Here is a 21,713-nt window from a genome sequence, read left to right as displayed (position 1 = left end):
TTTTAACCATAGTGTCTTTTGTAACAAAAGAACATTTTCATCAACATATTGAATATAGTTTTAATAAAACTTAATTTAAAACTTAAATTATTTTTATAATTTTACCAGATGATTTTTAAGGAAAGCAGAAATCTGAAGAATTTTATCTCCAAACTTTTGTTTGGGATATACTTCATTGCCCTGTTTTCCCAAAGTTTTCACCATCACGATGCTGTTGATTATTTTAAGAGCTTCAATCTTAAAAAGACAGAAAATACCATTGCTAAAACTTCAGCGAAAGAAAAGCCCGGTGACTGTCTTGCCTGTCATTTCTTAGCTACAGGACATACACTAGTTCCTGAAGAATTCAACTTTAGTTTTGACCATTTTACGCATGAAGTAAAACAGGTTATTGCTGTTCAGGAAAAAATTTGGTCTCAGACTAAATTCACGTTTCAGCTCCGGGGTCCTCCCGCACTTTCATAATCATAGATTTTTTATTGACTTTAATTGGATTTAAAGCTCAATATTTTGGGTTTGGTTATCAGCTGCCGGCTGGCAGTTGTCAGCCATATGATTTAAGATTTGTACTTTGTGATACAGGAATGACTGTTACTGGATAAATACCGCAAAAGTCTCGTATTTTATCTCTCAGTTCTCAAATCTGCAATCATCAATACATTTTATATTGTACAAAGGTGCAGCATAAATAAACCCATTCAACAAAATTTTTACGAAAAAAAATGTACCTGTAAAAGGTACGCAATCAATCTATTGACAATGAAATTGATATATAGCCTGATGTTGGTCCTGTGCGGACTGGTATCGATAAGTGCACAAAAAACTTACACCGTAGAAGGAACCGTTCAGGATTTTCACGATAAGACCATGCTGGAAAATGCGGTGGTAAATGTCGGCGGATTCACAGCAAAAACGGACAGTAAAGGTAAGTTCACGTTTAATAAAATTCCAGCAGGAAAATATATACTCATTGCCAGACATCCTGATTGTAGTGATTATACTGAAAATATAGGAGTTAATCAGGATTTACATTTGGTAATTACGTTGGAACATCATACCAAGGATATTGAAACGGTCACTATCCACGGAAGTCATAAAGCTAACGGTTCTTTAATCATTAAAACGCTTGATAAATCGGAAATCGAGAGAAATTCTACAGATAATCTGGGGAATTTATTATCAAAAATTTCCGGTGTCACTACTTTAAAGACCGGAAATAATATTTCAAAGCCTGTTATTCACGGGCTGTATGGAAGCCGGATTTCTATTTTGAATAATGGAGTTAAGCTTGCAGAGCAGGAATGGGGTGTAGAGCATGCTCCGAATGTTGATATCAACAATTTCCAGCATATCGATGTGATAAAAGGAGCTTCTGCATTGAAATACGGAAGTGACGCCATTGGCGGTGTGGTAGTACTGGAACCCGAAATTTTTCCTAAAAAAGATACGATAAAAGGTTCGGTAGGGCTTACCGGAATTTCCAATGGCAGAGGATTGGGACTGGATGTAGATGTTGCCAAAACCTGGGAAAACGGGTGGGCTGTAAAAACCCGCGGAAGCATCAAAAAACTGGGAGATCAGAGTGCTCCCGATTATAATCTGAAGAATACGGGAATGGATTTTTCTTCCTTTAATTTTACCGTTCAGAATAATACCTACGAAAGAGGAATTTCTTTTGATTATTATCTGACGAACCAGAATATCGGAATTCTGAGAGATTCTCACGTGTCTACTTCAGGGGACTATGACAGGGCGATGACTGCGAATCCTCCTGTTTACTCCGGTAAATTCAGCTATGATATTGATAATCCGAGACAGGTTATTGAGCATCACATTGCGAAGGTTTCTGCGTTTAAAAGGTTTGCCAATATCGGAAAACTTTCCGCTACCTATAGCTATCAGTATAATCACAGGCAGGAATATGATATCAGAAGAGGGGAACTGAATGATACGCCTTCTCTGGATCTTGAACTTATGACGCATCAGTTTAATCTGAATGATTTACTGGAAAGGGAAAAATGGTCTCTGGAAACAGGAATTGATGCCGGTTTTCAAAACAATTATTCGGATCCTGCTACCAAAGCAAGACGTCTGATCCCTAATTACGATAAATATTCAGCAGGTGTTTATTCTGTTTTTAAATATAAAATTTCTCATGATTTTAATTTTGAAGCAGGGGCAAGGTATGATTTCACGCGTTATGATGTTACCAAATGGTATGATCAAAGTGACTGGGAAAAATTATATGCAGATACTTTTCCACAGTTTTATGTAAGGAAAAATGAAAACAGGATTTTGACACGTCCAAAGCTTAATTATAATAATGTTTCTTTCAATGCAGGTCTGGAATACCGTCCAAGCTCCAACTTTGATTTGAAATTTAATTATGCAAAAGTGGGCAGAGCTCCGAATGTGGCAGAATTGTTTTCAGACGGACTGCATCATTCCGCAGGTGTGATTGAGACGGGAAATATGGCATTGGAAAATGAACAGGGGCATCAGTTTAATTTAACGGTAGATTCGAAAATCAATGTTTTGAAAGGACTGAATATCTCTGTAAATCCATATTTCTTCATCACTAAAAACTTCATCAACCAGGTTCCTGTAGGAATTAAGGGAACAATCAGAGGAGTATTCCCGGAATGGGCTTACCAGCAGATTGATGCCAAAATGTACGGAGTGGATCTGGATATTAACTGGAAGCTTACCGATGACCTTACCTATGTGGGCAAAGGAAGCTATGTGCACGGACAGGATGACACCAACAATGAGCCTCTGATTTTAATGATGCCTCCGAATTTTTCCAATGCATTACAGTTTAAGAAAGAAAAATGGAATAACTTCTATTTTACACTTGAAAATCAGACCTTTTTAAAGCAAACCAGATTCCCGGTCCGCAATGTTCCGCTGGAACTTTATGTAGATGGCGAACTGGTGGATAAAATGATTGATCTGAGTACACCGCCGAGCGGTTATTCGCTTTGGAATATCCAGACAGGAATCAACATCAGCAAAAATCTTTCTGCAGGACTTATCGTGAATAATCTTTTTAATACTTCTTACAGAGATTATCTGAACCGTTTGAGGTTCTTCGCAGATGAGGCAGGAAGAAACTTTATTTTAAACTTTAGATACAGATTCTAAAGATTCAGAAAAAATTAATTAAAATTTTACAATCTTAAAATTCTTAAAATGAACAAACTATTCAATACTAAAAATATCATCAAATTATTAGCTGTTTTATTAATTACAATCACTGTTATTTCCTGTCAGAGAGACGGTTCTGCTGAAGAGGATGATCTTCCTCAGGAAGAGCTTACCAACATCGTTTTGCTGGTTACTGAAGAGGGTACGACTAATACAATAACCTATGACTACAGCATCGGGGCAGGAGGAATACCTACAATCCCTTTGCAGAACGGGAAATCTTATACCGTGGAAGCAAAATTCAGAAACGGAAATGAAGATGCTACAAATGAAATTATTGAAGCTAAAGATGAGCACTTCCTTATTTTTGATTTTCCAAAATCAAATATCAACATTACCAGATTAGACGGCAATGACCTGAGAAACGATGGAAAAAGAGTAGGATTGAGAACAAAGTGGGAGGTGATAAAAGCTGTTGACGGAACTTCACCATTTCTTAAACTAACCCTTATCCACTCGCCTGAAAGTGTAAATGATGCAAAAGCAGGAACCGCCTGGGGAAGCGTAGTAGGTGGGGAAACAGATGCTGAAGCTACTTATAATCTGAGCAATTAAAATAGTTCACATAAATATAAAAACCACTGAAAATTTCAGTGGTTTTTTATTAGTCCTAGAATATAAATATATTGGATAAAAAAGTTATCAGATAGAACATGAATACAAAAATAAGAACAGTACATAATACAATATATAAAATTTGCTTTATTTGATTGTTGGTACCAATTCTTTTTGAAACTTGTGTAAAAGCTTTGATGCCATTAATTACCGGCACACGGTTTAGCCATAATATAAAGAAAACAATTAACTGTAAGGTAATAGCACCAAAAATAGCAGGTACATCATAGAAATAATCCTGCAGAATTACATTGGTAAGAAGGGAGGTTAGAAATAAGCATCCTATAATCCTTGTTTTAGGAATAATTAATAAGACGGCTCCCAGTATTTCAAACAAACCCAAAGTGATAACAAATGGTTTTGAATAGGAATAGAAATCCCACATTATCTTCATTCCTTTAAACTTTTCATTCACAGAATGGCTGAATTGCTGATATTTACCTGCGCCAAACAAAATCATCATTCCCGCAACATACAGGCAGCAAGACCACTCCAGAACAGTAAGAAAATCATTTTTTTTAAGCATTGTAATATTTTTAAGATTTGGTTTTAAATAGTACTCAATTGGTATGCAAAAGGTTATTTTGGTGAATAAAAGTCAGATGTCATGTCAAAAGGTCTGAGAATGTATAATGATTTATAAAGATTTAATAATTAAGTTCTTGTTTGTCAGGATTATTTATTTACATCTGCTTAACAGATCGGAACCGGATATTTCAAGCTGTCTGCAAGAAGATATTATTCTTTGTAAATATTTGAGTACTAAGAATTGATTATAAGTGGGTAATTCTCATAAAAATTTCATATTTTTGCAACCTAAAATTTTAATCAATAATGAAGGTTACCGCACAAAACCATGATGACGTAAGTGCATTACTTACAGTGACATTGGAAAAATCTGACTACAAAGAAAAAGTAGAAAAGCAGTTGATTAATTATGCTAAAAATGCGCAAGTTCCTGGTTTCAGAAAAGGGAAAGTGCCTTTGAGTATGGTTAAAAAACAATATGAAGCAGGTATTGCATTCGAAGAAATCAACAGACAGGTTTCTGACGCATTGAACAACTACGTTAACGAAAACAAGTTAAGATTAGTTGGACAGCCTGTTCCTCAGCCAGTAAACCAGTTGGATTACAATGCTGACAAAATTGAAGTTGGTTTCGAAGTAGGATATGAGCCTGAATTCACTATAGATTTAGCTAAATATGAAGCTCCTCATTATAAAGTAGAGGCTTCTGACAAAGAAATCACAAAGAGCATTGAGAACATGCAGAGACGTTTTGCAGAGCAGGTTCCTCAGGATAAAATCACTAAAGATTCTTATATCGCTTTAGAAATTTCTCAGGTTGTAGAAGAAGATGCTGAAGGAGAGCACCACCACCATCCAAAGAACGCTACCATTACTGCTGAAAACAAAGATGCTTTCAAATTGGTAAAAGCTTTAAAAATGGATGGTTCTGTAAAAGTTTCTAAGGAAACTCTTGCAGCTGATGAAACATTGGCTAAAGAATTAGGTTTCAGCAAAGAAGAAGTTGAACATTTACACCATGCTGAAGTAGAAGTAAAAGTAAAAGATTTCTATTCACTGAACCTTGCTGAGCTTAACCAGGATTTATTCGACAAAGTTTACGGAGAAGGAACAATCAAATCTGAAGAAGAGCTTAAAGAAAAAGTAAAATCTGAATTGGATGAATATTTCCAGCAAAATGCTGACGTTCACTATGTGAATAAAGTGTTGGAGCAGGTTACTGAAAAAGAAGAAGTAAAACTTCCTGAAGATTTCCTTGTAAAATGGTTATTATTCTCTAACCAGAATATCCAGTCTGAAGAGCAGGCTAAAGAAATCCTTAATGCAGAGAAAAGCCAGTTAAGATACCAGATCATTGAAGGTAAATTAATGACTGATAACGAAATCCAGTTAGACTATGCTGATGTATTGGCACAGGCTGAGCAGTTGGTAAGAAATCAGTTGGCTATCTACGGAATCCACCATTTAGGAGATGAAGAAATCCAGAAATATGCTGTTGAAATGTTGAAAGATCAGGAGCAGGTAAGACAAATTTCTTCTGAAGTAGCTATGGCTAAGCTGAAAGATGTAATTCTTGAAAAAGCTACTAAAAAGGAAACTAAAATCTCTCACGACGAGTTTTTAGAAGAACTTAAAAAATAATTTATTCCGATATAAATATTTGAAAACCTCCAATTTTTGGAGGTTTTTTTGCGCTCTTATTAACAGCCTCTGCCAAGATGTAGATTTAATAAAGCAATAAATATATCTGCAAATAAAACACTCGCTTCATCAAATCAGTGTAATTGATTACCTCTTTGCATCCCTTAAAATGAAGCAGCATCAAAATCAAACTTTGCGTTAAAAATTAGAAAAAATAATTTCTTCCAGCTTTTGAACCCTATCTATTATTTACGAGTTAATCTTTCTACTGGACGGATTGGATTAATCATAAGCTGATATATTCTTAAAGAATCTTAATATATCCGGACAGAAATTATCTGATATTTCGCAAAAATATCCCGTGTTTATTTTATTGTGGTCATTATTCATATATTTACACTTTAAACTTATATAGATATGAAAAAGATCATCATTCCGTTTTTCTGTGCCGTACTTTTTTCAGTTCCGGCAGCAGCCCAGAAAGCCAGTGCAGCTCCCGCAAAGACGGAAGTCGTGAAATCTAAACTGACACCAAAAGAAGTTATTGATAATTACTTTAAAGCTTTGGGCGGTAAAAGTAAATTAGAAGCGGTAAAATCTACCATTATTGATAATTCACTCAATGTTCAGGGAATGGATATTACCATGAGCACTGTAAAAATGGGGAACAAATTTAAATCTGTACAAACTGCAATGGGACAGACCGTGACTCAGGTTTTTGACGGTGAAAAAGGATATATAGAAAGAGCCGGACAGAAAACTGATTTCCCTGCCGAGAACATTGCTGAGCTTAAAAAAGGAACAACCGTTGAGGCATTGGCTTTTAACCCTTCGGCTTTTCAGACCGTAACAACGGAAAAACTGGATGCTAAGGATTATAATGTATTGTCTTCGGATAAAGGAAAATTTTACTTTGACGCTGCTACCGGACTTTTATACAAATCCAGTGTAGGAGAAGGAAGTGTTACTATAAAAGATTTCATGACTGTAGAAGGCATAAAGTTCCCTTCTGAAGTAGATATTCAGGGACAAGGTCAGAAAGTAACAGTGAAAACAACAAAGGTTGTTTTAAATACAGGTGCTTCTGATGCTGATTTTAAATAAGAGCAGATAGTTTATAATATAAAAGCCGGATATTTTCCGGCTTTTTTTCTGGGGGAATAATTTTTAACTCAAATTTAACTATAATATAAATTTTAATACTTTTTCAGGTGGCTGAAAATGGCAGTAGTGAAACAGTAATTTTAAAATAGCTGATAAAGAAAAACCGCAGACTGATCTACGGTTTTTTGTTATTTAAGAGCCATATGCTTCTTTCCATTCATCAGCAGCTTCACATAAAACATTGTAAAAATCTTCACCATATTTTCTGGTCAGTGGAGTTTTCAGGAATTTATAAACAGGAACCTGCAGTTCTTTTCCAAGTGTGCAGGCATCACTGCAAACATTCCATTCATGGTAGTTCAGGGCTGTAAAAGTAGAATATTCGGTAATGCGGATCGGGTAGAGGTGACATGAGATAGGTTTCTGCCAGTCTACAGCACCGTCTTCATAAGCTTTTTCAATACCGCATTTTGTAATTCCTTTTTCATCGAAAGTTACATAAGCGCATTCGCGGTCTTCTACCATAGGTGTAACGTACATTCCGTCCATAGGATCGGTAGTCCATGTACCCTGCTCTTCAAGAGCTTTAATACCTTCCTGTGTAAGATAAGGCTTTATTTTATCAAAAATACTGTCTAAAATCTCAAGCTCATCCTTATCTAGGGGAGCTCCTACATCTCCTTCCACACAACATGCACCTTTACATTTCGTAAGGTTGCAAACAAATTCTTCGGAAAAAATATCCTCTGAAATCAATTTATCGTCTATCTGAATCATAATCTTTAAAATAAATTAAAATAGGTACCTGCTTTAAAAGCAATCATACTCATAATGATAAGCCATAAGCTTATCTCCTGCATCCAGTATTTCGGCAAAAATCTTATCATCCTGCTCAGGATAATGCTTGCCGGAAATGCCAGAAGCAGTAAATATTCGTAGTTCTTATTCATGTACAGAATAATAGTTACCAGCTGTGCCAGTGAAAAAACAAGCAGAAAAGTGTATTTATAACGGCTTATCGGGCTTTTCTTGTTATAGTTTTTAAAATGGTCGTATACTGCATAAATAAGCATCAGGAAAACAGGAATCAAAGGAAGTAGATCAGTATAATCCGTCATGGGCTTCATTTTTCCAAAAGGAAAATAATCAATATTCCATGTAGTAAAATGGAAAAAGAACATGACAGAGAAATAGCTGAAGGCAATCAGCACAATTCCCAAAAGAAATCTGAAAAGATTTAAGCTTATTTTTTGAGATGTTGCTATCACGTGAACGATCACGAAAAGAGCCATTGGCCAGGTGGTAGGCAGAAAAATGAAGTTTAAAGCCACAATTGCTCCTACCAGAACATAGGATTTCTTCCTGATATCCTCATCTGCACTTGTCAAAAGCAGTATCAGAAAAGAATTGGTGAGCAGTGAAACGGCAATTCCTATGTCCAGATTTCCCGGATACAGTCCAAAAATAAAAAATGTGTATAAAAATAACGGAAGATGTGTCTGATAATTAAGTGCAATACTGTGAAAACAAAAATATCCCAAAGCAATCCCCAGAAAAGTTATTCCTGCGATAATAGCCTCATAAGTGTTGAAATTCAGTATGTTAAATATTACGACTACTAAAAGAAGAAAACCAATATAAACAGGGATTGAAAAAATATTGCTTTCTTTTGAAAGTAATTTAAACATTTTTTATAAATTTGTACAAAGTTAATTTAAAAAAGGAAAATAATGACGTCTTTCTGGTTATTCTTAAGTAAAGTTTTCAAATTCACATTTGGTTTTTTTGATACATTTGGAAATGTTTTAAACTGGATTTTATTTATTGTTTGCTGTACATTGTTTACTTATTGGTGTTATGTACTGGTAGTAAAATTGAGCGGTGATAAAGATAAAGACTATTATTCTCCAACTGAAGGTAAGCATCCTTACTACGATCCTAAGATCTACAAAAAAGAAGGTTAATTAATTGGTTATATAGTAAAAAACCGATCGGACTTTAGTCTGATCGGTTTTTTTATTAACGATTAAAATTTACTTTTTTCTAGTCGTGGATAGGAAGCACCAATACAGGAACGTGGGAATCCTTCGTAAGCCCCTTCGTTAAACTTCCTACAAAAACATCATAGATTCCGCTTCTTCCGTGTGATCCCATTACAATATAATCAGCATTTTTGGCCTTTGCATACTCCAGAATGGTATCCTTCGCAATGCCCTGTTTTAATAGATGCTCACAGTCTATATCATGAGCAATGATTCTTTGCTCGATCTTATTCAGCTGTACCAGCTCTTCTTTGATCTCGTTGGCTTCTACTTCAGGAAAATATTGATATCCCATATCACCGATAGCAAAACCAATATCCGAAGGTGCTACGTGAATCAGAAAAATTCTGCCGTTCAACTGTTTTGCAAATTTTACGGCTCCGTCTACAAGCTGTTCTGTTTTGTCCCCAAAATCTACGGGTAGTACAATATTTATCATGACCTTTAATTTTGTTATTTAAAGATAAGAAAAAATTGCAGAATTTTTATGTTAAATACTTATAATATTCGAATATCAAGAATTTTATCATCTTTCAGATAAGCTTCCAGAACATCATTTTCATTTACCTTTCCAACCCCTTTCGGCGTACCGGTAAAAATAAGATCACCTACCCTTAATGTGAAATATTGGGAAGCAAAAGTAATGATATCATCAAAGCTGAAAATCATATCTTTTGTATTGCCGTCCTGAACTTTTTCCTTGTTCTGAAGTAAAGAAAACTGAAGGGCTTCAAGATCATAACTTTCCTTATTGAAAAAGTTTCCTACTACAGCAGAACCATCAAAACCTTTGGCCAGTTCCCATGGAAGGCCTTTGGATTTAAGCTCGCTCTGAAGATCTCTGGCTGTAAAATCTATTCCTAAGCTGATTTCATCATAATGCTTGCTGGCCACTTCTTTCTGGATATATTTTCCTCCTTTTGAAATCTTTAAAACAACTTCCAGCTCATAATGAATATCATTCGAAAATTCAGGGATGTAAAAATCATTTCCTTTTAAAACTGCTGTATCCGGCTTCATGAAAATAACCGGTTTCTCAGGAATTTCGTTTCCTAACTCTTTTGCATGTTCGCTGTAGTTTCTTCCTATACAAATGATTTTCATAACTTTTTTATTTATGTTTTATACGCTCGTCATTGCGAGGAATGTAACGACGAAGCAATCTTTTATTATTCTTGAATGCTAAACTTTATCCTAATGAGTAAATTCGTTTCCACAATAATAGCATACAAATTTCTGGCTTGCCAAAATTGAAATTCCAAAGAAACTTGTTGCTCTGTCGTCCCTGTAAATATGATTTGACCCACATTTCGGACATACAAAACTAAACTCCGGATCTTTGATGGTGTGTTCCACTTCTAAAGAATAGGCTTCATTATCATTGTAATCCTGCAGAATCTGCTTTGCTTTTTCCAGATCATCCTCAAAAACCTGAAGCTGAATACCGCCTACAGCCTGTGAAAGCAACCAATCCGACTGGATAAGCAACTCATTCGCTATAAAACTGTTCACTCCGTTTTCGGCAAGAATTTGTTTGTCCCTGTTGGCTTCAAGGGCAGTTTCATAAAATTTAAACTTAACTAAGCCTGACATTTTCTAAAATTTACCTGAAAGTTGGATCTTTGTAAATACTTTCTTTGTATACAACGGGAAATCTGCATTCTGAAGCCATCCGTAATAGCCCAGATCTTTCTGAAACACAGCTTTTACCACCTGTCCCTTATATTTTCCAAAATTGAAAACAGCTTCCGTTTTATCATTAAATCCAATAAATCCTGCAAGGTCCGCATTCTTATTATGGAATGTAAATTCGCTTAAAGGAGCGATCTCATTCGGAATATCATCATATTTTCCAACCTGTGCATCCAGTACTTCAAAAGTAGCCATCACATCAGCCTCTGCAGAATGGGCATTTTCCAACACTTTTCCACAGTAAAACTGATAAGCTGCCCCTAAGTTTCTTGGTTCTTTTTTATGGAAAATGGTTTGGGCATCTACCAGTCTGAATTTGCTCAGATCAAAATCTATTTCTACCCTCAAAAGTTCCTCTGCCAAAAGCGGAACATCGAATCTGTTGGAATTGAATCCTCCCAAATCACTTCCTGAAAGCATTTCCATCACTTTTGAAGCAATTTCCCTGAACGTAGGAGCATCTTTTACATCTTCATCATAAATTCCGTGAATCTCGCTGGATTCAAGAGGAATAGGCATTTCCGGATTTACGCGCCAGGTTTTGCTTTCTCTGGATGCATCCGGGTTTACTTTTAAAATACAGATCTCTACAATCCTGTCTTTTCCGATATTGGTTCCTGTAGTTTCAAGGTCAAAAATGCAAAGAGGTTTATGGAGTTTTAAATTCATGTCTATAATTTGATAACGTATTAATTTGAAAATAAGATAATCTTTAGTTCAACTGTCTCTGAAAAATCAGAGATACTAATATATAATAGATAACAAGCATCGGAATACCAACAATCTGGAATATAATCAGAATGGCAATTCCACCGCCCAGTAAAATAATTTTAGGATAATTGTCCTGAAGCTTTTTTGATTTGAATTTCATTGCCATCATCTTGATCGGGCTGATCAGAAGCCACGAAGTTATAACGGTCAACAGAATTAAAAGCAACGAATTTTCAAATAAAAATCCAAAAGTTCCTGTTTCTTTGAATGCATAATACAATCCAAATAAAAGTACAGTATTGGTAGGTGTATTCAATCCTTTAAAATAGTAACGCTGTTCCTCATCAAGGTTAAAGATCGCCAGTCTGAGACATGAAAAAACGGTCACAAGAAGGCCAATATAACTGATATCAAAAGGGAGGTGCAGTCCTGAAATTTCGTTTCCGAATGGTTCTAAGGCTTTATACATCGTAAGACCCGGAATCAGTCCGAAGCTTACCATATCCGCCAGTGAATCCAGCTGTAGCCCCAGATTGGAATTGGATTTTACGGCACGGGCCACAAACCCGTCGAAAAAATCAAAGATGGAAGAAAGAATAAGGCAGATTGCCGTAGTCTGGTAATCTCCCAGAATAAGATGTATGGCACCTATACAGCCTGCAAATAGATTGGCAAGCGTCAATAAATTGGCAAGATTATTTTTTATGAAATTCATTCAACAAAAATACAGTTTTTCCAAATTTTATCCTGAAATAATATGAAGGAAAAAAGAGATGAATATGATTTTGATGTAAATTTGCCGAATGAAATTTTTTAAAGAATTTAGAAAACAAGAAGTTCTGGTCCTTTTATACAGGATTTTCTTAGCATACGTTTTTTATCAGATTGCCCGGCTTTTGTTCTGGTATTTCAATAAAGAACTCATCAAAGTAGATTCCGTTTCAGATTATTTCAACCTGGCATTTCATGGAACTGCTTTTGATACAACGGCGATTCTGTACGTTAATGCTTTATTTATTCTGTTAAGTCTTATCCCGATCGTTATCAATACAAAAAAAGGATACCAGGCTGTTCTGTTCTGGCTGTATTTTATCACCAACGGAATTGCTTATGCGATGAATTTCGGAGACTTTGTCTATTATAAATTCGCCCAGGCAAGACTGACATCTACCGCAATGCAGGTGGCAAAACATGAAACCAATATTTTTAAGGTTTTTATGGTTTCCATCGGACAGCATCCTTTTGTTCTTATATGGTTCATCGTTTTAATGGCTCTTTGGGTTTTCCTTTACAAAAAAGTGAAGATCACGGAGCAGAAGCCTGTAAAACTTATCCCATATTTTATCTGGTCTGTGCTTGTTCTTTGTGCTACGGCCGTTTTGGTTGTCGGAGGAATCCGTGGTGATTTCAAACATAGTACAAGACCCATTAATCTGGTGGATGCCAATCGTTTTGTAGTCAATCCCCTTCAGGGAAATATAGTTTTGAACAGTACTTTCTCATTTTTCAGAACATTAGGAACCAATAATTTTAAAGAAGTTCATTTTGTAGGCGAAAAATATATTACTGACAATGTTCAGCCTTATAAAATTTATGACAGGAAAGTGGAAAACCGTCCCAATATTGTCATTTTTATTGTTGAATCTTTCGGGAGGGAATATTCTGGCGCCTTTAATAAAGATAAAAATATAAATGGCTATGTTTCCTATACACCATTTATTGATAGTCTTGCAAACCAGAGTCTGATTTTTCCCAATACTTTTGCCAATGGGAGACAGTCTATTCATGGAATGAGCAGTGTTTTGGCAGGAATTCCGAGTCTTACGGATGCATTTACCAGCTCACCCTATTCCAATCAGAAAATCCAGTCTATTGTTTCGGTGTGTAATGATCTGGGTTATGATACTTCTTTTTATCATGGAGCTCCGAATGGATCAATGGGCTTTCTTGGATTTGGAAATATTTTAGGCTTTAAACATTATTTCGGGAAAAATGAATTTAACCATGATGAAGATTTCGATGGAATGTGGGCTATATGGGATGAACCGTTTCTCCAGTATTTTGCAAAAAATGTAGGAAAGAAGCAGCCTTTTATGACCACTGTATTTACGGCCTCATCACATCATCCGTTTAAAATCCCTGAAAAATATAAAGGGAAATTTAAAAAAGGAACCATCGAAATGCACGAGCCAATCCAGTACACGGATTATGCGATTAAGAAATATTTTGAAACGGCTAAAAAAGAGCCCTGGTTTAATAATACCATCTTCGTTTTCACGGGAGATCATACCAACCAGATCGCTTATGGTGAATACGAAAAAGCCATGAACCGTTTTGCCGTTCCTTTGATATTTTATTCTCCAAATCCGGAATACAATCTTAAAGGAGTAAATCCTGAAGTAGCACAGCAGATTGATATTTACCCTACGCTGGCAGACCTTATCGGATACAATAAACAGATCCGGAGCTGGGGCAGAAGTCTTGTAAGTGATAAAAAATATTCTCCTATTATAGTTAATTCAGATGGAAGTTCAGAACAGTTTATTATTGGAAACCATATGTACCGTTTCGATGGCAAGGAAATTACAGGTGTGTATGAAAAAAATGACCTTGGATTTGAAAAAAATCTGATGGGTAAGGTAAATACTCCCGAAATACAGAAAGAAATGCAGACTGCAAAAGCATGGTATCAGGACTATATGGATAGAGTAATCAACAGGAAACTCCACTGATGTTTAACGAATGTTTAGATTATTGATTTTGGTATAAGTGTTGTTATATAATGCCAAGGATAATAAAAGTTTTTGTTTGTTTAAAATTAATTTATATTTTTAACAGTAGATAGACAACAAAAATCTATTATCGGAATTAAAACTATAAAAAATATGAAAAAAGTATTATTAACATTCGCACTTTCCCTGTTCGGCGTACTGTCGTTTGCACAGATTGAAGGTAAATGGAAGACTATAGATGATGAAACAAAACAGGCTAAGTCTATTGTTGAAATCTTTAAAAAATCAGACGGGAAGTATTACGGAAAAGTTTCCCAGCTGCTGATAAAACCTGCAGATCCAAACTGCTCAGGATGTAAGGACGACAGAAAAGGAAAACCGGTTTTGGGGCTGGAGATCATCAGAGGACTTAAAAAAGACGGTGACGAGTTTACAGGAGGAACGATTACTGATCCTAAAACAGGCAAAACTTACAAATGTACCATCACAAGAAGCGGTGACAAACTGAATGTAAGAGGGTATATGGGAGTTTCTGTATTTGGAAGAACTCAAACCTGGGACAAAGTAAACTAATCAAGTTTAAATAGAATTTTACACGGCATTTCAGAAATGAGATGCCGTTTTTTATTTTTTTGAAAAAAATCTGTAACGAAAATAAAAACTTTCCACTCATAAGGTATGAGCACAGAACTGGAAAAATCTTTTGTCGAGTTTTTTAAGCCCAATCAAAGGCTTATTCATAAAGTATGCAGGATATATACGGATAATGGGGAAGACCATCAAGACCTGTTTCAGGAGATTACGGTTCAGCTTTGGAGAGCATTTCCGGGGTTCAGAGGAGAAGCTAAATTTTCTACATGGATGTACAAAGTGGCACTCAATACTGCAATGACCCTTTTTAGAAAACCGCAGAGGAAAGAATTACAGCATATTGATATAGATGTTTCTTCTTTGAAAATGGAGTATGATACATACGAAGATGATGAATATAAACTGAAGAAAATGTATAAAGCCATCCATGAATTATCTGATGTGGAAAAAGCTTTGATCATGATGTACCTTGACGACAAACCGTATAAAGAAATCGGGGAAATCCTCGGAATAACAGAAGGAAACGCAAGAGTGAAAATGAACAGGGCAAAAAATAATCTTAAAACCAAAATAAACAGAAAATAAATATGGAAGAATTGGAACTTTTAAAGAAAGACTGGAATAAACAATCCGATGAACTCAAAAACTATTCTGAAAATGAAATTCATCAGATGATAAAACATAAATCTGTTTCTGTTACAAAGACTTTATTGATCATCGGAATAACCGAAATTGTATTGTGGGCAGTCTACGGATATTTTGATGGAGAGTTTCCTTATATAAGGATGGGATTGTTTGGTATATTTTTCGGACTCATTATCTATTTATATTGTAAAATAAAGGCAGGCGAAGATTCTGTTTCGCTGATGGAAGGTATTTTAAATTTACGAAAGGTTATTGTAGGATATGCAGGAATTTCTTTCTTATTAATTGTTGTGGATAATTTAATTAATTTCAAGCATAATGTGAAAGATTTTATGGCAGGTTTTCGTGATGGTAGCAAGTTTAATACTTATCACAAAACGAACGCGGATACTCTTACTCCTGAATTGGTAAACTATATTGTTTTTGCGATTGCTGTTATCATTACAATGTATTTGATTTATCTTGTCTACAAAAAAACTTATGGCAGAATCCTGTCCAATCTCAGAAAAAACTACAGAGAACTCAGTCATACATAAGAAAAACCTTTTTTGTTATGTGTATAATAAAAAAACACTATTTTTGTACTCTAAATTTTTCAAATAAATATGGCAGAATATACTTTTCGTGAGGTAATTGCACAGGCAATGAGCGAGGAAATGCGTAAAGACGAATCCATCTTTTTAATGGGGGAGGAAGTTGCAGAATACAATGGTGCATATAAGGCTTCAAAAGGAATGCTGGATGAATTTGGCCCTAAAAGAGTAATCGATACACCTATTGCAGAACTTGGTTTTACAGGAATTGCTGTAGGAGCTGCAATGAATGGTAACAGGCCAATTGTAGAGTATATGACATTCAATTTCTCATTGGTAGGTATTGATCAGATTATTAACAATGCTGCGAAAATCCGCCAGATGAGTGGTGGACAGTGGAATTGCCCGATCGTTTTCCGTGGTCCTACTGCTTCTGCAGGTCAGTTGGGTGCTACCCACTCTCAGGCTTTTGAAAACTGGTTCGCCAATGTTCCGGGTCTTAAAGTTGTAGTTCCTTCAAACCCTTATGATGCAAAAGGATTATTGAAAACTGCTATCCAGGATAATGACCCTGTAATTTTCATGGAATCTGAGCAGATGTATGGTGACAAAATGGAAATTCCTGAAGAAGAATATTACCTGCCGATAGGTAAAGCAGATATCAAGAGAGAAGGTACAGACGTTACTTTGGTTTCTTTCGGTAAAATCATGAAGCTGGCTATTCAGGCTGCTGAAGATATGGCTAAAGAAGGAATCTCTGTAGAGGTGATTGACCTTAGAACAGTTCGTCCTCTTGACTTTGATACTGTTTTAGCTTCAGTTAAAAAGACAAACAGATTGGTAATCTTAGAAGAAGCCTGGCCATTTGCTTCCATATCTTCTGAAATTACTTACATGGTACAGCAGAAAGCATTCGATTATCTGGATGCGCCTATCAAGAGAATTACTACTCCTGATGCTCCTGCACCATATTCAGCTGCATTATTTGCAGAATGGTTCCCTAAACTTGAAAAAGTGAAAGAGGAGATCAAAAAAGCGATGTACGTAAAATAAACTATTATAGAGAAAAACTTCCGAAAGGAAGTTTTTTCATTTATTATATTCATGAAGAATAATTCTTGACGTCATAAAATTAGTATAAATTTGCGCGTTTAAAAAAATAAGCTGACATGGCAGACCTTACAGAAGATGGTTATCATTTTGACATAAAGAAACTTTCTTTTATTGGAGTTTTAGTATCTCTAGGAATTGTATTCGGAGATATCGGAACATCACCGCTTTACGTAATGAAAGCGATCGTAAACGCAAAAGACGGAGGCAGTAATATGCCTTTCAACGAATATATAGAAGGAGCTCTTTCCTGTATTATCTGGACCCTTACTCTGCAGACTACGATAAAATATGTAATTATTGCTTTAAGAGCAGATAACAAAGGAGAAGGTGGTATTTTGGCTTTATTCTCGTTAGTTAAAAATCTTAAAAAAGGATGGCTGTATCTTATTGCCATTATAGGTGCAGCAGCACTTATTGCAGACGGTGTTATCACGCCATCACTTACAGTAATGTCAGCTATCGAAGGTCTTGAGATATATAATCCACATACCCCTGTTGTCCCTATAACCATAGGAATCCTGATTGTGATTTTTGTGGTACAGCAGTTCGGAACCAGCTTTATCGGGAAATTTTTTGGTCCCGTGATGGTAGTCTGGTTTTTGGTTTTGGGTGGCTTGGGAATAATGCATTTAAGTGAGAATTTCGAAATTCTGAGATCTTTCAATCCTTATTATGCTTACAAGCTTATTGTGAATTCCCCAAGTGCAATTGTTATTCTTGGTGCTGTTTTTCTATGTACAACCGGAGCAGAAGCTCTTTATTCAGACTTAGGACACTGTGGTGCTAAAAATATTAGAGTAAGCTGGGGATTTGTTAAGATCATGCTTATTCTAAACTATCTTGGTCAGGGAGCATGGCTTTTAACCAACCATGGAAAACCTGGATTTTCCGTAGTCAATCCATTCTTTGGAATCATGGAAGAGTGGATGATCGTACCGGGAGTAATTTTGGCAACTGCGGCGGCAATTATTGCAAGTCAGGCCTTGATTACAGGTTCTTTTACTATTTTCTCAGAAGCAATGTCACTTAATTTATGGCCTAATCAAAAAATTGATTATCCTTCCGGGGTTAAAGGACAAATGTACATCCCAAGAATCAACTGGGGACTGCTTATCCTGTGTATCATTGTGGTACTTCATTTCAGAGAGTCAGGAAAAATGGAAGCGGCCTATGGACTTTCCATTACAGTGACGATGCTGATGACTACAGTTCTGTTGGTATTCTGGCTGTTAAAGCATAGAGTAAGCAAAGTATTAATTGTATTTTTCGCTTTAGTGTATATGGCTATTGAGCTGGGCTTCTTCAGTGCAAACATTATCAAATTCATGGAAGGAGGATGGATTACAGTTGTTTTAGCAGGTTCTATTGGAGTTTCCATGTATGCTTGGTATAACGGAAGACTGATAAAAACAAGATTTATCCAGTTTGTGAAAATTGAGAAATACGTTTCTATCATAAAAGATATGAAGCTGGATGAAAGCATTCCAAAGTATGCTACCAACCTTGCCTATCTGAGCAGAGCCAAAAGAAATGATGAAGTAGAATCAAAAATTATCTATTCCATCATCAAAAAACAGCCGAAAAGAGCCGATCATTATTTTATATTAAGTATTGTCAATCAGGAAGATCCGTATACTTTCAAATATACCGTAGATGAAATTCTGCCGGGAACTGTATACAAGGTTAACTTCCTTTTAGGGTTTAAAGTAGACCGTAGAATCAACGATTATTTTAACATGGTATTGAAAGATCTTATGGCAGACGGAACTATCCCTTCAAGAAGCAGCCACCCTTCTCTCAGAGCACATAATATCCCGCCGGATCTGAAGTATGTAATTATAGATAATACATATATTAACGATATACTTTTAACTGTTAAACAGAAGATTACGCTTAATATCTACAACTTTGTGAAGTACATCGGAAGTGATGATTTCAAGGCGTGGGGAGTGTCTACACACAACGTGGAAGTAGAATCTGCGCCGATTACTGAGCTTACGATTTATGACAACAAAATTGAGCAATCCGGTTTCTTCCGTCACAATTCCTAAAAGTACAGATCCCCAACCATAAGGTCTATTTAAATAAAAATCAATAAATTTGTAGATAATTTTTTTGATGGATACAGTACAAAAAGAAAAAAATATTGCTTTGATCAAGGATGTTTTAAGAAATTACCTCTTAGAAAAGGGTTTCAGAAACACACCTGAACGATATACGATATTAGAAGAGATTTACAGTATGGATCACCATTTCAATGTGGATGATCTGTATCTTCTCATGATGCAGAAGAAATATCATGTTTCAAAAGCAACGATTTACAACACTATTGAAATTTTCCTTGATGCAGGCTTAATCCGTAAGCATCAGTTTGGAGAAAAAACATTGACCTCTTCATCTTATGAGAAGTCTTATTTTGACAAACAGCATGACCATTTGGTGATTTACAAAAAAGGCTCTGATAAAGAAATTGAAGAAATTATCGAATTCTGTGATCCGAGAATCCAGGGAATTAAAGAAGCAATTGAAGAAGCATTTGGCGTAAATATTGATTCGCATTCACTGTATTTTTATGGTACCAAGAATGACTAATCAATGAGAATAATCCTTTTTCTGTTAATCTTTATTTCTGCGTTCAGCTCCGCACAGGAGAATAAAACGACGCAGATGGATCCTTATATCCAAAGTAAAGGACAGCCTTCACCTGCCGTAAGACCTGAAGATAAAGTAAAGATTATCCACTCCGATGAATTTAGAAAAGACACCAAGTACGAAGGAAACCAGTACATGGTAGGTCATGTTCAGATAGAGCATCAGGGATCTGTTCTCTATGCCGATGAAGTAATTCTTTATAATGATCAAAGTCTTGTAAAAGCTATTGGTAATGCAAAGCTTCAGAATGCAGACGGTTCCGTGATTACCGCCAGTGAAATGGAATATAATGGAGTAACCCAGAAAGGAGTTGCCAGAAAAGATGTTGTTCTTACCGATCCTAAGCAGACCATTAAAACCGATATCCTTTATTACGACAGACTTGCCAATCAGGCATACTTCAATACCGGAGGAACGATCTCTGACGGACAAAACGTGATGTATACCAAATCTGCAACCTACTTTCTCAACACCAAAATGATAGATTTTGTAGGGAATGTAAAAATTGACAACCCTGATTACATTATAGAAGGCCCCAATATTAAACAAAACCAGAATACAAAGGTTGCTGAGTTTTTTGGACCTACAACAATTACCAACAGAGCCAATCCAAAAAACAGGATTTATACCGAAAGAGGAACTTACAGAATGGAAACCAAGGAAGCTTTCCTTACGAAAAATTCCAAGATATTTTATAACGATAAGATCCTTACAGGTGATGATATGTACTTCAACAACGTCACAGGTTTTGGTAAAGCAACCGGCAATGTTACCCTTGATGATCCCATAGAAAGAAGATATATTAAAGGCGGCTATGGAGAAGTTTTTCAGAAAAAGGATTCTGCTATGATGACTAAAGGCCCGTATGCGGTTAAGATCATGGAAAAAGACTCTATTTATTTTGCAGCAGAAAAGATCCTTTCTTACCAGAAACCCGATGCAGTAGACATAAAAATAAAGAAAAGCTTTCTAAGAGCTTATAAAAAAGCACGTATCTTTAAATCAAATGCCCAAGGAAGGGCAGACTCCATTGCCTTCAACGAAACAGACGGAATCATGCATATGTATACCAACCCAATCCTTTGGAGTGGTGAAAAGCAGGTGACAGGAGACAAGGTAGAAGCTTATTTTAACACGAAGAATGAAAACATAGATTCACTTAAGGTCATTGGAAACGCTTTTGCAATCAGCAAAGTGGATTCACTAAACCTTAAAGATGAATTTAATCAGGTAAAAGGTAAATTCATGACCGTTTACTATGAGAATAATGATATTAAAGAAGCCAGGGTCGTAGGAAATGCCCAGTCAATTGTATATGTGGATGATGTGGATCAGGAGACAAAACAACCTCAGAGAATAGGAATTACACTTTCTACCTGCGGAATCATTGGTGCATTGTTTGAAGAAAGAGCCTTACAGATTATATCATGCAGTATTGGCGCCAATTCAGATACCTATCCCATGAGTAAAATAGAACCGGATAAAAGAAAATTCTCCGATTTTAACTGGAATACCAGAGACCGTATCAGAAAATGGCAGGATATCCTTGTAGACAGCCCGAATTATGAAGAAATAAAGTATTCTGCTGACAATGATCTCTTTAATAAGGCCCAGGAAGCTATAGACAAAGAAAAAGCCAAAGAAGAGGCTAAAAAGCCTAAGCGGGTACGAAAATAAAGTCACTATTTTTCCACAGAAATAATAAATCACCATTTTTTAACTAAGAAATGGTGATTTATTATTTAAAAAAAACAGAAAAAATCTTTGAAATAAAGTAAAATAATTTCTTTTTTTTCAATTTTAAGATAGTTGCTTAGTCTCTGGATCGCCCTTTAATTCTAGGTTTTTTTTGTTTTTCTTTTTATTTAACATTATTTTTTGAAGAATGATATCATTTAAGTTAGAAT

22 protein-coding genes are annotated in these 21,713 nt (G+C 35.7%); 14 read left to right on the top strand and 8 right to left on the bottom strand.

All coding sequences use genetic code 11. From position 1 onward, the window contains the following. The first annotated feature begins 108 nt into the window (after positions 1 to 108). The 3 genes from ACQWU4_RS06970 to ACQWU4_RS06960 all read left to right on the top strand — a co-directional run bounded on the left by ACQWU4_RS06970 (position 109) and on the right by ACQWU4_RS06960 (position 3,762). Positions 109 to 465, top strand: coding sequence for a hypothetical protein (locus tag ACQWU4_RS06970; RefSeq protein WP_429935045.1), 357 nt, complete (start codon positions 109 to 111; stop codon positions 463 to 465). A gap of 294 nt (positions 466 to 759) precedes the next feature. Continuing rightward, entirely contained in the window at positions 760 to 3,144 is a 2,385-nt protein-coding gene (locus ACQWU4_RS06965; RefSeq protein ID WP_429935044.1) for a TonB-dependent receptor, read from the top strand. A gap of 48 nt (positions 3,145 to 3,192) precedes the next feature. After that, positions 3,193 to 3,762: a hypothetical protein gene (locus ACQWU4_RS06960; protein ID WP_429935043.1), complete on the top strand. Its 570-nt coding sequence runs from the start codon at positions 3,193 to 3,195 to the stop codon at positions 3,760 to 3,762. 55 nt (positions 3,763 to 3,817) lie between these two features. Here ACQWU4_RS06960 and ACQWU4_RS06955 read toward each other — a convergent pair whose 3' ends face one another. After that, positions 3,818 to 4,348 (bottom strand): MauE/DoxX family redox-associated membrane protein, encoded by a 531-nt coding sequence (locus ACQWU4_RS06955; RefSeq protein ID WP_429935042.1) that lies wholly within the window; start codon positions 4,346 to 4,348, stop codon positions 3,818 to 3,820. A 308-nt stretch (positions 4,349 to 4,656) separates the two neighbouring features. Here ACQWU4_RS06955 and ACQWU4_RS06950 point away from each other — a divergent pair, with 308 nt between their 5' ends. Further along, a complete protein-coding gene (locus tag ACQWU4_RS06950) occupies positions 4,657 to 5,991 on the top strand; it encodes a trigger factor (protein WP_429935041.1) in 1,335 nt (444 codons plus the stop codon). A gap of 417 nt (positions 5,992 to 6,408) precedes the next feature. Beyond that, entirely contained in the window at positions 6,409 to 7,095 is a 687-nt protein-coding gene (locus ACQWU4_RS06945; protein ID WP_429935040.1) for a hypothetical protein, read from the top strand. 192 nt (positions 7,096 to 7,287) lie between these two features. On the opposite strand, the gene ACQWU4_RS06940 is transcribed toward ACQWU4_RS06945, so the two are convergent. Both ACQWU4_RS06940 and ACQWU4_RS06935 read right to left on the bottom strand, forming a co-directional pair. Next, a complete protein-coding gene (locus ACQWU4_RS06940) occupies positions 7,288 to 7,872 on the bottom strand; it encodes a DUF3109 family protein (RefSeq protein ID WP_429935039.1) in 585 nt (194 codons plus the stop codon). Positions 7,873 to 7,877: 5 nt separating this feature from the next. After that, entirely contained in the window at positions 7,878 to 8,783 is a 906-nt protein-coding gene (locus ACQWU4_RS06935; protein ID WP_429935038.1) for a DUF6427 family protein, read from the bottom strand. Between the two features lie 42 nt (positions 8,784 to 8,825). On the opposite strand from ACQWU4_RS06935, the gene ACQWU4_RS06930 reads away from it, so the two are divergent. Next, complete coding sequence (locus ACQWU4_RS06930) at positions 8,826 to 9,059, top strand: DUF6341 family protein (RefSeq protein WP_040998117.1); 234 nt, start codon at positions 8,826 to 8,828, stop codon at positions 9,057 to 9,059. Positions 9,060 to 9,138: 79 nt separating this feature from the next. Here ACQWU4_RS06930 and ACQWU4_RS06925 read toward each other — a convergent pair whose 3' ends face one another. From ACQWU4_RS06925 to ACQWU4_RS06905, 5 genes are all read right to left on the bottom strand, one after another. Further along, positions 9,139 to 9,576 carry a universal stress protein gene (locus tag ACQWU4_RS06925; protein ID WP_429935037.1) on the bottom strand — a complete coding sequence of 146 codons (438 nt, stop codon included), beginning with the start codon at positions 9,574 to 9,576 and terminating at the stop codon, positions 9,139 to 9,141. A 59-nt stretch (positions 9,577 to 9,635) separates the two neighbouring features. Beyond that, positions 9,636 to 10,241, bottom strand: a complete 606-nt coding sequence (locus ACQWU4_RS06920) for a fumarylacetoacetate hydrolase family protein (protein WP_429935036.1) — start codon at positions 10,239 to 10,241, stop codon at positions 9,636 to 9,638. Positions 10,242 to 10,331: 90 nt separating this feature from the next. Continuing rightward, positions 10,332 to 10,730, bottom strand: coding sequence for a putative signal transducing protein (locus ACQWU4_RS06915; protein WP_429935035.1), 399 nt, complete (start codon positions 10,728 to 10,730; stop codon positions 10,332 to 10,334). A 3-nt stretch (positions 10,731 to 10,733) separates the two neighbouring features. After that, a complete protein-coding gene (locus tag ACQWU4_RS06910; protein ID WP_429935034.1) occupies positions 10,734 to 11,498 on the bottom strand; it encodes an exonuclease domain-containing protein in 765 nt (254 codons plus the stop codon). Between the two features lie 43 nt (positions 11,499 to 11,541). Further along, positions 11,542 to 12,255, bottom strand: coding sequence for a CDP-alcohol phosphatidyltransferase family protein (locus ACQWU4_RS06905; RefSeq protein WP_429935033.1), 714 nt, complete (start codon positions 12,253 to 12,255; stop codon positions 11,542 to 11,544). 88 nt (positions 12,256 to 12,343) lie between these two features. On the opposite strand from ACQWU4_RS06905, the gene ACQWU4_RS06900 reads away from it, so the two are divergent. The 8 genes from ACQWU4_RS06900 (at position 12,344) to ACQWU4_RS06865 (ending at position 21,483) form a co-directional block, all read left to right on the top strand. After that, positions 12,344 to 14,272, top strand: coding sequence for an LTA synthase family protein (locus ACQWU4_RS06900; protein WP_429935032.1), 1,929 nt, complete (start codon positions 12,344 to 12,346; stop codon positions 14,270 to 14,272). Between the two features lie 153 nt (positions 14,273 to 14,425). Next, positions 14,426 to 14,845 (top strand): DUF2147 domain-containing protein, encoded by a 420-nt coding sequence (locus ACQWU4_RS06895; RefSeq protein WP_429935031.1) that lies wholly within the window; start codon positions 14,426 to 14,428, stop codon positions 14,843 to 14,845. A 105-nt stretch (positions 14,846 to 14,950) separates the two neighbouring features. Beyond that, on the top strand, positions 14,951 to 15,448 hold the full coding sequence (locus ACQWU4_RS06890; RefSeq protein ID WP_429935030.1) for an RNA polymerase sigma factor: 498 nt from the start codon (positions 14,951 to 14,953) through the stop codon (positions 15,446 to 15,448). 2 nt (positions 15,449 to 15,450) lie between these two features. After that, positions 15,451 to 16,044 carry a hypothetical protein gene (locus ACQWU4_RS06885; RefSeq protein ID WP_429935029.1) on the top strand — a complete coding sequence of 198 codons (594 nt, stop codon included), beginning with the start codon at positions 15,451 to 15,453 and terminating at the stop codon, positions 16,042 to 16,044. A gap of 69 nt (positions 16,045 to 16,113) precedes the next feature. Beyond that, positions 16,114 to 17,094, top strand: coding sequence for a pyruvate dehydrogenase complex E1 component subunit beta (locus ACQWU4_RS06880; protein WP_034709939.1), 981 nt, complete (start codon positions 16,114 to 16,116; stop codon positions 17,092 to 17,094). A gap of 116 nt (positions 17,095 to 17,210) precedes the next feature. Continuing rightward, positions 17,211 to 19,205, top strand: coding sequence for a KUP/HAK/KT family potassium transporter (locus ACQWU4_RS06875; protein ID WP_429935028.1), 1,995 nt, complete (start codon positions 17,211 to 17,213; stop codon positions 19,203 to 19,205). A 67-nt stretch (positions 19,206 to 19,272) separates the two neighbouring features. After that, positions 19,273 to 19,746, top strand: coding sequence for a Fur family transcriptional regulator (locus ACQWU4_RS06870; protein ID WP_034706517.1), 474 nt, complete (start codon positions 19,273 to 19,275; stop codon positions 19,744 to 19,746). 3 nt (positions 19,747 to 19,749) lie between these two features. Next, a complete protein-coding gene (locus ACQWU4_RS06865; protein ID WP_429935027.1) occupies positions 19,750 to 21,483 on the top strand; it encodes an OstA-like protein in 1,734 nt (577 codons plus the stop codon). The last annotated feature ends 230 nt before the right edge of the window (positions 21,484 to 21,713 follow it).

The organism is Chryseobacterium sp. MIQD13 (genome assembly GCF_050496705.1).
Lineage (GTDB): Bacteria > Bacteroidota > Bacteroidia > Flavobacteriales > Weeksellaceae > Chryseobacterium.
The sequence above is the reverse complement of the archived record's forward strand: the minus strand, read 5'-3'. Positions and strand labels throughout refer to the sequence as shown.